This window comes from Endozoicomonas atrinae (assembly GCF_001647025.1).
GTDB lineage: Bacteria > Pseudomonadota > Gammaproteobacteria > Pseudomonadales > Endozoicomonadaceae > Endozoicomonas > Endozoicomonas atrinae.
Map to the genome: position 1 here is coordinate 32007 of NZ_LUKQ02000011.1, position 15064 is coordinate 47070.

Genomic DNA, 15064 nt, shown 5'->3' on the forward strand with positions numbered 1-15064 from the left:
GACCATCACACTGCCCCATCCTGCTTCACTGTTTACGTAAATAGGAAAAATATGTCGTTTAAGTGATTTCAGCCAGCAGAGCGACAGCCTGTTTGGCACCCTGCTCACGAATGGTGTTGTAGGCGTGGGTTACGGCTTCAACAAAGCGCTCATTCGCCGCCAGGGATTGATCGAACACTGTATCCAGTGACAGGAAAGCCTTCACCAGCTGCGCAGGCTTGCCCTGATGCTCAATGGCAACAGCCTTCAGCTGTTCAGCCATCGGATCACGGACGTCAATCGCATTGCCCTGCTCATCCGTGCCGGAGACGTAGTGCATCCAGCCACCAATACCCAGTGCAATGGCAGTAAATGCCTTCTCTTCCGCCAGGAGTGTTCTTGCCGCGTTCAACCAACGCTGTGGTACCTTCTGGGATCCATCCATGGCAATCTGCCAGGTTCTGTGTTTCAGGCCCGGGTTGGTAAAGCGCTCAATCAGTTTCTCGGCGTAGCTGGCAAAGTCAGTCGGTTCTGGCATTTCCAGGGTGACTGCCGCTTCGTTGTTCATGTAGTGACGGGTCACTTTCACGAACTGTTCATCCTGCATGCAGGCATCAATGGTTTCATAACCGGCAAGGTAGCCAAGGTAAGCCAGAATGGAGTGGCTGCCATTGAGCATGCGTAGCTTCCTTTCTTCGTAAGGCTGTACATCGGATACGAACATCGCGCCGTCTACCTTGTCCCACTCAGGACGCCCCATGGTGAAGTGATCTTCAATCACCCATTGGCGGTAGGCTTCGGTAACAATGGCACCTTTGTCTTCAACGCCCAGGTCAGACTGGACATCAGCAAAACTTTCTTCCGTCATGGCCGGTACGATGCGGTCAACCATGGTGCATGGGAAGGCCACTTCTTCACGAATCCAGGCTGCCAGATCTGCGTCCATCGCTTCTGCCATCTGAATGACCGCTGCTCGCGCACGTTTGCCGTTGTCCGGCACGTTGTCACAACTTAATACCGTGAATGGCAGCATGCCCTTTGCCTTGCGCTGCCCCAGTGCGGCAACAATCAACCCCAGCGCCGTCTTTGGATTTCGGGTGTTTTCCAGGTCATGAGCAATCAGAGCGTTATCGACCATCAGTTCGCCGGTGGCCGGGTTCAGGCAGTAGCCCTTTTCGGTAATGGTCAGAGAGACAATGCGTGTAGTCTCCGCTGACATAATGCCTAGTAGTGGTCTTCGGTCGTCTTTTGCTGCCAGTGATCGGATAAGGGCTGTTGCCAGTTTCACAGTCCGGGAACCATCCGGGTTCATCTCGGTAACGGTGTAAGCGTTGTCCTGAGCCTGCAGTTCCTGAACCAGCGGCGGATTACTATTAATACTGGCAGCACAGATTCCCCAGTGGAATTCACCGGTAGCAGCAATGGTTTCATGAGTATAGAGTGCCTGATGAGCACGATGAAAAGCTCCGAGGCCAATATGAACAATACCGGTCGTCAGCTCGGCATAGTCATAGTCCCTGGCCGCTTTTTTTTTGCTCTGATTCTCGAATAGAGAAAGCTTATTAGTCATTTCATTCACTTCGGCTTTCAACAGGTTCGCAAACATTATGCGCCTGATGATCTTTTTATTTTCACCACAGAGATAACCAGTGTATCTCTTTTTCATAAATGTAAGTTCAGTGACATTACAATAATACTTACCATCGGCCTGCTTCACAGGACATGAACTACGCAGCAAACACTGTTATTCGAATTAAAAGACAGTCGATGCTTAAAAAACAATTTCAGGAAAACATTATGGCTACTGATTGACCTCTAACCTGACCACAAATACATTACTCAAAATCTGTTATACCAAAAAGCGCAAAAAATGATCAACGATACGAACAGTATTATTACCTGCAATATTTGACTTAACCGTTTTTTTCTTTAAAAATCCTACAAAAAAAGATAAAAAATAGCCATAGCATCAATAAAGGCCAACAACAAAATTGGTCAAACCAAAGCAATGTAAAACTATAAAAACAATGAATTGGTTGGTCATCTTGAGAACCAAGAGCGTTATATCCATCACCTTTGGGTATATAACCAGACTGCTCAGAACGGGTCTGAAGTTCTGCTTATCCGAGATGCAGTTCGATGTCAGGGGACACACTCAATGGCAAAAATACTAACAATAGCCAACAGGGTCGGTTATGGGCTTGGGGATCTTGCCAATACACTGTCGTTTGGTATGACTGCTGGATTTCTTCTGGTCTACTACACGGATGTGCTGGGTATTTCTGCTGCTGCGGCTGGCACTCTTTTCCTGGTGGCCAGAATCTGGGATGCAATCAATGACCCGATGATGGGCACACTGTGCGATAAGCTTTTCCAGAAAAACAAAGGAACGGGCGATAAATTTCGGCCATTTCTACTGAAAGGAAGCTGGTTACTGCTGGTCTCCAGCATACTCGTATTCTGGGCTCCAGAGGGACTTTCAGATATCCAGAAACTCATCTGGGCTTATGTAACCTATATCACCTGGGGTATGTGTTACACCTTCATCAATATTCCCTATGGTTCACTCGCTACCGTCATGACCCAGGATCCCGCTGAGCGTTCATCACTGGCTGGGGCACGAGCCATGGGAGGGGTTATTGGAGCTGTAGCCCCCAACCTGGTGGTCCCCCTCTTTCTCTCAATTTTTGCTGACGCTATGGGGCAGGCTTACCTGTACAGCATTGCGTTACTGGGTGGCATTGCTCTACTTTGCCACCTTGTCGCCTATCGTTTTACTGAAGAGCACATCAAATACACACCCACAGCTCAGACAAGCAGCCCACTCAGTTTTGCCGAAACACTCCGCACAATGAGTAAAAACAAGCCATTTATCTGTGTCAGCATTGCTTCCATGCTGATATTGACCGCCATGATGGGACAGGGCTCAATCTCTTATTATTATGTCTCTCAAAATCTGGATGGAGCGGTCTGGATCATCAGTGTGGCAGCCGTTTTCCAGGTCGCTACCATCATCATTCTTGGCTCAGTCATCGGTAAGCTCACCACTCGCTTTGGTACCAAAAAAATCATGGTCAGCGCATTTTCCGGTGTTGCCATTGCCTCAGTGATTGCTTTCCTGCTACCCACATCGATTGCCGGCCTGTTTGTTTTCTATGCGATTGGCACCCCGGCTTTCATGCTCACCCATATCCTGGTCTGGGCCAATGTTGCTGACTGCATTGATTATAACTACGAGTTTTCCGGCCAGCGTCAGGAAGGACTGATCTACTCATCTTACTCATTCATGCGCAAAATGGGGCAGGCCATTGCCGGTTTTATTGCCGGCATGGGCTTAAGTATCATTGGCTATGATGCAGCCCTGGAAATACAGAAGGACAGCACTCTGCTGGGCATCAAGGCCATTATGTTCCTGATGCCCGCCGTATGTGCTGCCATCTGCGTGCTTCTCTACAAAAGCATGTGGACCCTTGACTCCTCCAGCAAAGCAGGAGGTCAAGAAACCAGTGCAGAGCCGGAAGTCGTTTAATAAACAACAATAAAATCCGTTTCACCAGGAGTAGACCATGACAGCATTTCTTTACCCACATGAAACCAGAACCCGTCGCATTGTCGATATCAGTGGCATCTGGAAATTCCGGCTGGACAACAATAATGAAGGTCGTGCCAATGGCTGGAAAGATGGCCTGACCGATACCACTCTGATGGCAGTTCCTTCCAGCTACAACGACATTACGACAGAGAAAGCCCTGCGCGACCATTGTGGCGATGTCTGGTATGAAACCGAGTTCTATGTTGCTGAAGAGTGGCAGATGCGTGATGTATTTGTTCGTTTCGGCAGTGCTACCCATCGAGCCACCGTATACGTAAACGGTGAAGAAGTGGTCAGTCATGACGGTGGCTATATGCCATTCGCCGGAAAGCTGAATGATGTCGTTCAGTTTGGCGAAAAAAACAAAATGGTGGTTGTCGTCAATAATGAACTCAGCCATTCCACCATTCCGGCAGGCACCATTGTTAAACATGCCAACGGTACCCGCGAGATCAAACCATTTTTTGATTTCTTCAACTACGCCGGTATTCATCGTGCCGTTAAACTGATGGCCCTGCCAACAAGCCGGATCGAAGATATCACGGTGCTAACCGATTTTGACCAGGATCTGGGCAAGGTGGATTACCAGATCAGCGCCCTGGGGCAAGGTGATGTCACCGTGGAGCTGCTGGATGAAGAAGGAAAAACCGTAGCGACCAGTGAAGGCAATGAAGGCGTTCTGGAAATCGACAACGTCAAGCTCTGGCAACCAGGTAATGCTTACCTGTACACCCTGCAGGCCAGCCTGAGCGACGATGGCCAGCTGATCGACCAGTACCCACTGGAGGTTGGCGTACGTACCGTTAAAGTAGAGGGCTCAAAATTCCTGATTAATAACGAGCCTTTTTACTTCAAGGGCTTTGGTAAACACGAAGACTCCGCGATCCACGGCCGTGGCTACGACGCCGCTCTGAACCTGCGGGATATGGAACTGCTGGAATGGATCGGAGCCAACTCCATCCGCACTTCTCACTACCCCTACTCTGAAGAGTTTATGCAGCTGGCTGACCGCAAAGGTCTGGTGGTTATCAATGAAACACCGGCTGTTGGCCAGTTTGATGTCATGATGAACTTTATGTCTGCCGCAACGGGTGGTCAGTCCCAGTCCAACTTCTTTGATCGTCCGGATGTTCAAACCCAGGGGATGGAAGCTCATAAACACGCCATTGCAGAGTTATTCAAACGTGACAAGAACCATGCCTGTGTCGTGATGTGGGCACTGTCAAACGAGCCAGACACTTCTCAGGAAGCATCGGAGCCTTACTTCAAAGAGATTTTCTCCTACGCCCGTGAGCTGGATCCACAAAACCGTCCACTGACACTGGTCAACTTTATGATGGCCCCCTACGGTACCTGCCGCGCTCACCAGTACGTCGATGTTATCTGCCTGAATCGGTACTATGGCTGGTATATGATGGGTGGCCTGGAAATGGACAACGCCGGAAATATGTTTGCCATGGAGCTGCAGGGCTGGTCGAACGAGGGAAAGCCTATAGTAATCACCGAGTATGGTGCCGACACTATGGCCGGCATGCATAAACTGCCCAGTGTACAATGGTCTGAGGAGTATCAATGCGAGTACCTGGATCAGCAGCATATGGCCTTTGATGGCTGTCCCGCGGTAGTCGGTGAGCAGATGTGGAATTTTGCCGACTTCCAGACCTGGGAAGGCATTATGCGTGTTGATGGGAACAAAAAAGGTGCTTTCACCCGAGACCGTCAGCCCAAGATGTCTGCCCATCACCTGAAGCGTCGCTGGGAAAAAATTGACAGCTTTGGTTACAAAGAATGAACATTGAACCTGGCTGCCCATTGGTATTGCCAGGAAAGTGACCAGGCTCTACTGCTCATGGCCTTCCCAACCTGTCGTTCCCACGATCCCTCGTGGGAACTTATTCTCTGCAATTCCATTGCGATCGCTGACACTTTTTAACTATTTCTACTTTTCCCTTGAAACACCGCATTAATATCCAGAATAATAAAAGATGAATATTATTCATATTTCCGGTTTCATGCCATTGGCGTCACCGGTTCCTAGGGAAGTGGGGAAATGAGATGAAGACCAGTAGCGTGCTCTATCACCTTGTAACGGCAGTAATGCTTTTGTTTCCACTGCACCTGATGGCTCAAGGGGGAAACCAGCCGGTGAAGCAGTTAAAAGTCCTGCAGTTCAACATCTGGCAGGAAGGTACAGAAGTTAAGGGCGGATATGACGCCATTATTGATGAGATCGTGCGATCTGATGCGGACCTGATCGCATTAAGTGAAGTTCGCAATTACTGGTTCCGAAACCTTCACACCCGGCTGGTGAACTCGCTGAAGGAAAAAGGCTACCAATATTACGGTGAAAAGAGTGAGGACACAGGCTTACTGTCCCGCTACCCGATCATTGAGCAGACCGCCCTGTACCCTGTGAGCTTTAACCACGGTTCAATTACCAAAGCCAAAATAAAGGTCGATGGTCATACAGTAGCGTTTTACTCTGCTCATCTGGATTGGAAAAACTGCAGCTTATATCTTCCCCGGGGTTATCACAGCAGTAACTGGCGACAGTTGGATGCCCCCGTTGTGAACATAGAGGACATTCTCAAGGACAATAAAAAATCCAAGCGGGACGAAGCGATACGGGCTTTCATCACTGACGCCAATAAAGAAAGAAGCGAAGGCAATCTGGTTATACTGGGAGGGGACTTTAATGAGCCCTCTCATCTGGACTGGGTTTCCACTACCCGAAACCTTTACGATCATCAGGGGCTGGTTATTCAATGGCCAACAACCCTCAGTCTTGAAGCAGCGGGTTTTCAGGACGCCTATCGAGAACAATACCCTGATCCGGTTTCTCACCCTGGTTTTACCTTTCCATCAGATAACCCGGCAGTAAAGGTCAGCAAGCTGGCCTGGGCACCAAAAGCGGATGAGCGGGATCGCATTGACTTTATTTTCTATGACCCGTCACAAAACCTGTCACTGAAAGATATTGTCATTATTGGCCCCAGCCGTTCCATTGTCAGAAACCAACGGGTAGAGGAAGTGAGTGATGATCCTTTCGTAGCTCCCGTTAATATCTGGCCTACGGATCATAAAGCGCTGTTAGCGACATTTGCTATGCCAGAGGATATAACTGCAGAAAAGCCTTAAAAGACAGTTATACGATAACAATGGTTTAAAATGTGCCGGATAATCAGGCAGACATTAAAAAACCCCACTCGAAGGTGGGGTTTTTAGGTCAACCTCAGAGAATAAGGCCGAACATAATGGGTTTAGAAGTCATAACTCAGGCTAACACCCCAGTTACGACCAGGCTGAGTTCTACGATCAATGCCCTGATCATCTGCTGGAATACCGGTTACATCCTGGTATAGCCAGTACTTCTTATCAAAGGCATTGAACAGTCCACCACGAACCATCATGTTTTCCATTGGCTCATAGTACGCTGTCATATCTACGACGGTGTAGCTAGGCGCATCCATATTGTCTTTATTTTCTTCAGACCAGTCGCCACCGGTTTTGCCCGCTACGTGAGTAACATCCAGAGCACCACCCCACTTTTCACTGGGTGCATCATAACCAAGGCCGACAATCGTTGTCAGAGGTGCTACGGTGTCCAAGCTGCCCCCCGTATCCTTATTCTTACCATGTGCATAGGCAATGGAAAGGCGAGAGTACATGCCCACCGGCGCATTGAACGCTTCATCCAGATAAAGCATACCGGTAAATTCTGCACCATAGATTTCAGCATTGCCTACGTTGACTTTGGTTACCTTACCATCAGGGTATGCAGGGTCGCTGGTATCTGTTCGCTCTTCAATAAAGTTGGTGTAGTCATTGTAGTATCCGGCCAGTTCAAGGCTACCGAACTGGTTTTCTGCACGAATACCCAACTCATAAGAGTTGCTCTCTTCCGCTTTCAAATCTGGGTTAGGCACCAATTCGTAACTGCCTCCTGTATATGAGTAGTACAGGTCCTGTTGCGTTGGCGCCTTGAAGCCCTGACTGAACTGGGCATAAGTACTGAAACCCGGAGTCCAGTGATAAACACCACCCAGCTTTGCAGTCACTGCATCATTCTTGCTCTCGGCGTAATCGCTATCACCGCCAGGCTTAGCCTTGAACGCGTCGTAACGCAATCCCCCCGTAATCACAAGTGCGTCATCCATCAGGAACAGCTGGTCCTGTGCATAGATACCCCACTTTGTGGAATCCGCTTCTGGTATTTCTGGTGTCTTTGGCGTCGTCTCACCGCTATCCAGATCAGTATCGGTGTAATTCAGAGAGAAACTGTCTTTAGAGCCTGATACACCATACGTCAGTTGGTGCATTGAAGAACCAAAGATTAACTCTTTGCCAAACTGGGCATCAAACTGATAGCTATCATCCTTACCGGTGCGGTTGCGATTACGGTTCCCCTTGGCATCGGTATGATCCTGAGTATCATGGTTACTCTTCACTTCCTGCCAGCTCAATTGCCAGTTCAAAGTATCAAACACCTGATTGCCAGCGAGCCACTCATGCTCAATACCCACACGTTTACGGGTATCTTCATCAAACGCATGGTTATTGGTGTATGTGTAGCCTGGCATCATTGTATGGCCTTCATTACTCAAGATGCGGCCTTCACCGTCCCGCTTGAATAATTCACCAGTAACACCGATGCGATGGTCATCATTGACCTGATAGAACAGTTTTCCAAGAACATTGTTCTGCGAATAGTTATAAGGGTTTGCCTGACCTCGATCCCTTCCCCAGGTATCAGCACCATCACCGTGAGTTGCTGTTTCTTTACCGTCGGTGTGGGTATAAATAAGCAGTGACTCCCAGTCACCGGAACGGTTTGCAAGCGTCAGGGTTTGCTTGAAACTCTCATCCGCACTGTTATAGCCGGTTTTAAAGCCAGCGTAGGTATCATCACCAGCACCTAAAAGGTCTTCAGGGTTTTTAGTGCGCATAATAACCGCACCACCCAGCGCATCACTGCCGTACAGGCTGGACGCCGGGCCTTTGTTGACTTCAATCGCAGCCAGCGTATCCATCTCAAACATGTTCTGGCTGAACTTCATAACGTCCGCTTTAACACCAAGCCCGGCATCATAGGAGACTGGCTGCTCAACGCCATCTACCATCACCTTAACCCGGCTTTCACTCATGCCTCGAATAGTAAAACCACCGACACCAAAGCGTCCGGTTCCACCAACACTGACACCTGGTACATACTTCACAGCATCCTGAATATCGGTAACCAAGTTGGCATCCATCTCTTCAGAAGAAACAGAGGCAACCGAAGAGGATACATCTTCAATGTTCTGCTCTGTTCGCGTTGCGGAGACAACCACTTTATTAAGGACTGTTGCTTTTTCTTTTCCGGGGAGGGCTGCTTCAGCCAGAACAGGAGAGGTTTGAGCAAGAGAAACTATGGCCATCATCACAGCCAGCGCCAGCGTATTTTTTGAAAACTTCATTAATTTCAATCTGTACCAGTGTGGGCTTTGACAGCCACCAATATTGCTATTCTGACAGCCGACAATGACCGCCTACTTCTTCTGATCCTCATGCCAAAAATAAGCAATGAGAATAAACAATATCGGCATCATAATTATAAAAACTATCAAATGCAAATCATTATCATTTAGTTTGATATTTGCGCAGATCTGCCTGACATCCCTTCCAGGCCGGCTGGTAATCAGACGAATAGCATATTAAGACTGTCGTTTTATAGGCGTTCCTCCCTGTTTATTTTTCTCTTTTCCAGCAAAAACACTTAAGCGAATTCGACACATTTGTTGTGGCAGAGGTTAGAACATGTATCGAAGGTTCAGGCGATAGCTGCGACCGGGTTGATACAGTTCCTGCCAGGCAACGCGATAGTATTTATCTGCAGCGTTCTTAATCGTAAAATCAGCTTTCAGTCCTTTCAGGCTTCCAGAAGCCGGCTCATAACTCGCATAAAGATCCACCAGGTCATAGCCTTCATACTGGCTAACGGTATTATCTGGATCGACCCTGTTCTGATCATTCACATGCGTATATCGTGTCCCTACTTTTACATCGCCCTGGAAAGCCAGGTAGGCCAGATCAGCTACGATCTTATCCGCTGGAATATTATCCAGTGCCAGACCTGTACTTTTGTCCTTGCCACGGGTCTGGCCATAAGAAAGTCCGGCTTCAACATTTTGGATACGATACTTTCCTGCTATTTCAAAACCTTTAAGTTCAGCATCTTCAACATTGATCCACGTTGTCTTACTGTCGATCAATTGTCCAAACACCAGCTGAGGATCATAGGTAATTTGATTGATAAAATTGTTTACATCATTTTGGAAAAGGCTGGCATTCAGCTTAAGTTCATCGCCCCCGAGGATTTCATTAAACTCCATACGGGCAGATAGTTCTTTATTCTTTGCTTCTTCTGGCTTCAAATCCGGGTTTGGAACAAATTCATTTTTGAAGAATGGCCCCATGGAAAAGTGTGTACCTGTTGAAAACATCTCTTCCATGCCTGGTGCACGAAACGCTTCATTATAACTTGCGGTCAGAGTAAGCCATTTATTCGCAGACCAGATAACCCCCACAGAAGGAGACAATGCCTGATCGGTTTGTTTCTTGTTCGTTACATCCGAATTTGACCGATTGTCTTCTGAAGAAAAATGGTCATAACGAACGCCAGCCTGCAGTGTCCAGTCCCTGGCAAGCGGCATACTTCCCTGGATAAAACTTCCCATGGTCGTAGACTGCCCATCCAGGCCTTCAGGTCTGGAGTCTGAAGCACCGCCTGTGGTATCACGAACGGTCGTAATCTTGTTCTGGTAAGCATCTAACCCATAAACCAGTTCAATAGTGTTAACCATGGAAAGGTTAGTTAGAGCCAGGCCATTCGTTTTATAACGCGTATCGTCTTTCTGACCTTGAGAAATACGATCTTCTTTATAACGAGTGTCGTTGTAAAACAGCTGCAACTTACCATCAATTAATTCACTTTCAGGGTCAAACAACCAGGCAGCGGAAAGGTTTGAGCTTTTCGAGTCTCTTTCCACCAGTGGCGAAGAGGTACCTTCATTTGCAGCAGGGTTACTCGGAACCAACCCGTTATACAGTAAGTGCTGGGCTTTGAATTCAAAACGACTATCGTTGTTTACATCCCAACCCAGTTTAGCCATACCTCCCTGCTCTCTGGATCCGGAGTTTTCTAAATCCTGGCCATTACCCAGCTCATAGTTTTCACCATCGTTGTAGTAACCATTGAGCAACCAGTCAACATCTCCCTGTATTCCATACACTGCACCACTGGTCAATGAACGACTGTTATTGCTGTGGTAACCCTGAGAAACATAGCCACCCAGAGTTTTACCGTCTTCTAAAAGGTCCTGAGCATCCTTTGTGTTCTGAACAACAACACCTCCAATAGCACCGGACCCCCACAGGCTGCTTGATGGGCCTTTAACAACTTCAACCGATTTCAGTAATTCAGGGTCAGTAAAATACGTTCCGCGGTGACCATTAGAGAAATTCTGTCGGGCGCCATCAACCACCTGAAGAACACGAGTACCGCCAAGGCCACGAATATTAATTCCCTGAGCACTGCCCCTTGGGCCACCAGTCACTGATACATTGGGTAGATATTCCATTAATTCCGGCACTGATGAAGCCTGTTGCTGTTCAATTTCTGCCTGATCAATCACTTCAATACTCTGGACGACATCAGAATGATCTTTTTCCGCCCTGGTTGCAGTGACTGTCACCTGCTTCAATAAAACGGGTTTTGATTTAGCTTTATTTTCCTTCTCTGCCACTTCTTCAGCAAAAGCGACCTGAGTAGAAGCAAGAGAAACCGTAGCGGCCATCACCGCCAGAGCCAGCGTGTTTTTCGGGAACATCATTGTCTTTCTGTACCAGTGTTAGTGTTATCAGCAAGCGGGAAATACCAATTAAATTTTCTAAACCCGTTGTGAGCATGGTGATCCGGGTAGAAAGGCAAGGCAAAGTGACGAGTCATAGCCGAAGCTATGGCAAGGAGCTTTAACGTAGCACTTCTGCCCGGATCAACAGCGCAATAGGGATTTAGAAAATGCAATTGGTATAACAACCCTGTCTGTTTTTTTATTTTTACGCTTCGGTAATGAGGGTTCCGAAGCAGTAGTGGGCGCCATCATATTGCCTATTTATACTTAATGCAAATCATTATCATTTAGCTTTGTATAAATATTTATATATCGAAAGGGAAATGACGGTTAGAAGACTCTGGTTTTCAGGGAGTTGGGTTATCGTTTGTTCATCAGGGGTAGTGAATTAACGAACGCTATCATTCAGAGATTTAGAAGTTTGATAGCCAGCATTGAATTTATGAACGACGGATAGTCTTTATTTTTTACACTCATTTTTACCCAGAATTGGCCCTAAGCGGCGGGATAAACCGTGACGATTTTTCGCAAACAATGAGTAGCCTATGTCGGCAATACAGGCGACACCCGGCCAGCGCAGAGGGGCAACAAAACAGCCCATACCCACAGCTTCCCAGGCAGCCAGCGTGGCATCAACACCTTTAACTATACGACCATCGGCCAATTTCGCATGAATAAACCGATCCAGCTCTACTACGTCAAATTCCGGATATTTTTCCTGAAAACCATCCTGCCTGATATCAACCAGCTTTAGCAGTCCATTTCTGTTCTTTTTGGACAGGTGATCGATTTCACGCATGCACAGAGGACAATCCCCATCGTAGAACAACGTAACTGGCAGTGAAATTTCTTCTCTTTTTAGCGCCATAACCGTAACCACCGAAAATGAATGACTTTTAATGAATTAAAGAGTCTTAAATAGGTGTTTTTTTTGGATTCTTACGGCCCAGATAGTGCTCCAGATCAAATGATCAACGGATATTACTAATTAGCACAAATAATGCGAATTATTATCATTTAGGTTATTGAACACATTTTATGCTTCGAGTAACCTACGCCCCTGTTATTAGGTCGATTAACACTATAACTGTTCCTGGTCATGCCTAAAAAAGCCTTATTCACATTGCTGATCTCCATTGCGACCCACGTGGCCGTCGTGGTTGCGCTGGACCACCAGGAATCTGAGCCCAGAACCGTCCACATGGGTTCTATCCAGGCACCGGTTTCCCTGAGTTTTTCAACGGTCAGTCAACCTAAACCACCAGTCGAGGAGCCGGTTGTTAAAGAAGAACCCAAGCCTGAGCCTGAACCAAAGGTCGTCCAGAAACCCATAGAGAAGGCCAAGCCTGTTCTTAAAAAGAAAGAACCCAAACCTGAGCCTGTAAAGAAAAAGCCAAAAAAAGTGGTTGAAAAGCCCAAACCGGTTAAGAAGAAAGAGTCTGAAGTGACAGAGCCTGCAGAGCCAGTAATGGAGAAAACCGTTACGGAAAAGAGCCAGTCTCCAGGTCTGAGTAATGAACCCGTGATGGTGACTGAGCCGGAAATCCGTGACTGGGTAGAGCCTCGTTATCCAAAACTGGCTCAGCGAAGAAATCAGCAGGGCGTGGTTATGCTGGATGTGATTGTTGATGAACGTGGTAATCCGCTCACCATCGACATTCTTGAGTCGTCCGGTTACCCCGTTCTGGATAAGGCAGCCATTGATGCCGTTAAGCGCTGGTCATTCAAGCCAGAGCAACGTAATAGCCGATTTGTGAAATCCCGGGTACATATCCCCGTCGCATTTGAAATCAGTTGAATTTATAGACGTCAGATACTTAGCAGGTAACGCCATGTTGACAGAACATCTTGCATCACTGGGGATCATGGCCTGGCCATTACTGATCACCTCTTGCCTTGGACTGGCCATGATTCTTGAGCGGCTGGTGAGCTATGCCCTGCTGCCTTCAATGAACCGCAAGGGACTGACAGAGCTGTTTAATGAAGTCCGTCAATGCTGTGGCTGCGAAAAGCACGCTGAAAGCAAGAGCAACCTGTGCCAGAACCTCTGCAAAGGCAAAGGCATTCGTCAGGGTGTCGCAGTCCTGCTCAGTCACAACACCTGTGAAAAGTCGGTGCGTGAAGAAGTTGCCGGTCTTTGGCTGCTCAAACAGAAGCGTAGCCTGAATGCCTGGCTGAAGCCGCTGATGCTGATTGGTGTGCTTGCCCCAATGCTGGGTCTGCTGGGTACCGTACTGGGCATGATCGATATGTTCCGTGATATCGCCGCCGCTGCCGGTCCAGTTACTCCAGACATTCTGGCCGCTGGCCTCTGGCAGGCGATGTTCACAACCGCATTCGGTCTGATTATTGCGATTCCAGCCCTGGCTGCTGCACACGGCTTTGGTGTCTGGGCCAACCATTATCTTTCTAAACTGGAGTTTGCCCTGAATCACACCAACCTGCTTCTGGAAGGTCTGACGATGGACGACGATGGTTTAGCAACCACACCTTCAGCATCGACGGTTAAAGATTTTACGGTAAAAAAGGATAGTGCCAGCTCACAAACTGGCCTCCCTGAAATCATCGATGCCGGAGCGGTAGCGGCATGATTCGCATCAACGATATTGATGAAACCAGTGCATCACTCTCCATGGCGGATCTGACGCCGCTGCTGGATGTAGTGTTTATCGTCATGGTGTTTCTGCTGTTCACAGCCAATGTACAGACACTGAGCCTGCCGGTGGAACTGCCTCAGGCGACCCAGCAGGAAGTCCCGTTAACCACGGCGCCAAAAACGCTGACGGTCAGTATTCTGGAACAAGGCGAGCCCTGGGCTATTGGCGAACAGAAGTTCGATCAGTGGGAAGTATTTGCTACGTCGCTGCTGGAAAAGGTCAAAGAAGCTCCCGACACCACAGTACTGATTGCCGGTGATAAAGATGCCCCTCTGGGCAACCTGGTTAAGCTGATGATGTTTTTGAGCCAGCACAAGATTGAGGCTGCGCAAGTGTTGATGGAACAAGAAAATGGAAAAGGCGACTCATGAAGAAAACGTTTAAACCACTGTTTCTATCCACCGTTATGGCTGTTTCTGCAGCCATGGGCGCCAACACTGCACTGGCTCATAATTCACACGACAATCAGCGTATTGTTTCTGCCGGTAACGGAGTTACCGAGATTATCTACGCACTGGGTGCTGGCGATCAGGTAATCGCCGTTGACCAGACCAGCACCTGGCCAGCTGAAGTCAACCAGCTGCCAAGACTCGGCTATCATAAACAGCTGTCTGCTGAGGGAATCTTGGCGCTTGAGCCCACCATGCTGATTGGTACGGAAGACATGGGACCACCTTCAACCCTGGCTCAACTGGAAAGCGCTGGTGTTGAGGTAGAAGCCCTGCCCCTGAAGCATACCGCTGAAAGCATTGAAAACCAGATCAAGTCTCTGGCAAGCATTCTTGGTAAAGAACAACAGGGCAATGCATTATGGGAGGGGTGCTCTCTCAATTTGATAACTGACTCATAGGTTAGCTTCAACCTTTCCAGTCATGAACTCAGACCAAAGTTGTTCCCAGCGCCCCTTACTCTGGATCAGTGCTCTTGTTGTCAAAAGCACTTCC

The 15064-nt window shown here is 48.0% G+C and carries 11 protein-coding genes; 7 read left to right on the forward strand and 4 right to left on the reverse strand.

The window, feature by feature from the left end; genetic code table 11:
- Positions 1 to 58: 58 nt before the first annotated feature.
- Positions 59 to 1585: a mannitol dehydrogenase family protein gene (locus AK963_RS02975; protein WP_238593627.1), complete on the reverse strand. Its 1527-nt coding sequence runs from the start codon at positions 1583 to 1585 to the stop codon at positions 59 to 61.
- A gap of 552 nt (positions 1586 to 2137) precedes the next feature.
- Between AK963_RS02975 and AK963_RS02980 the strand changes: the two genes are divergently transcribed.
- The 3 genes from AK963_RS02980 (at position 2138) to AK963_RS02990 (ending at position 6709) form a co-directional block, all read left to right on the forward strand.
- A complete protein-coding gene (locus AK963_RS02980) occupies positions 2138 to 3508 on the forward strand; it encodes an MFS transporter (protein ID WP_066013991.1) in 1371 nt (456 codons plus the stop codon).
- Positions 3509 to 3545: 37 nt separating this feature from the next.
- Complete coding sequence (uidA, locus tag AK963_RS02985; protein WP_066013992.1) at positions 3546 to 5363, forward strand: beta-glucuronidase; 1818 nt, start codon at positions 3546 to 3548, stop codon at positions 5361 to 5363.
- Between the two features lie 263 nt (positions 5364 to 5626).
- Positions 5627 to 6709: an endonuclease/exonuclease/phosphatase family protein gene (locus AK963_RS02990; RefSeq protein ID WP_066013993.1), complete on the forward strand. Its 1083-nt coding sequence runs from the start codon at positions 5627 to 5629 to the stop codon at positions 6707 to 6709.
- Positions 6710 to 6831: 122 nt separating this feature from the next.
- On the opposite strand, the gene AK963_RS02995 is transcribed toward AK963_RS02990, so the two are convergent.
- The 3 genes from AK963_RS02995 to AK963_RS03005 form a co-directional block, all read right to left on the reverse strand.
- Entirely contained in the window at positions 6832 to 9027 is a 2196-nt protein-coding gene (locus tag AK963_RS02995) for a TonB-dependent hemoglobin/transferrin/lactoferrin family receptor (RefSeq protein WP_083232417.1), read from the reverse strand.
- Positions 9028 to 9360: 333 nt separating this feature from the next.
- Positions 9361 to 11442: a TonB-dependent hemoglobin/transferrin/lactoferrin family receptor gene (locus tag AK963_RS03000; RefSeq protein ID WP_083232418.1), complete on the reverse strand. Its 2082-nt coding sequence runs from the start codon at positions 11440 to 11442 to the stop codon at positions 9361 to 9363.
- 481 nt (positions 11443 to 11923) lie between these two features.
- Positions 11924 to 12331, reverse strand: a complete 408-nt coding sequence (locus AK963_RS03005; RefSeq protein ID WP_083232419.1) for a thiol-disulfide oxidoreductase DCC family protein — start codon at positions 12329 to 12331, stop codon at positions 11924 to 11926.
- 231 nt (positions 12332 to 12562) lie between these two features.
- On the opposite strand from AK963_RS03005, the gene AK963_RS03010 reads away from it, so the two are divergent.
- The 4 genes from AK963_RS03010 to AK963_RS03025 are packed head-to-tail and all read left to right on the forward strand — an operon-like array spanning position 12563 to position 14970.
- Positions 12563 to 13261 (forward strand): energy transducer TonB, encoded by a 699-nt coding sequence (locus tag AK963_RS03010; RefSeq protein WP_066013996.1) that lies wholly within the window; start codon positions 12563 to 12565, stop codon positions 13259 to 13261.
- 34 nt (positions 13262 to 13295) lie between these two features.
- Entirely contained in the window at positions 13296 to 14054 is a 759-nt protein-coding gene (locus AK963_RS03015; protein WP_066013997.1) for a MotA/TolQ/ExbB proton channel family protein, read from the forward strand.
- On the forward strand, positions 14051 to 14491 hold the full coding sequence (locus tag AK963_RS03020; RefSeq protein ID WP_066013998.1) for an ExbD/TolR family protein: 441 nt from the start codon (positions 14051 to 14053) through the stop codon (positions 14489 to 14491). The genes AK963_RS03015 and AK963_RS03020 overlap by 4 nt, the downstream gene beginning before the upstream one ends.
- A complete protein-coding gene (locus AK963_RS03025) occupies positions 14488 to 14970 on the forward strand; it encodes a heme/hemin ABC transporter substrate-binding protein (protein ID WP_066013999.1) in 483 nt (160 codons plus the stop codon). Before AK963_RS03020 ends, AK963_RS03025 begins: the two co-directional genes overlap by 4 nt.
- Positions 14971 to 15064 lie beyond the last annotated feature (94 nt).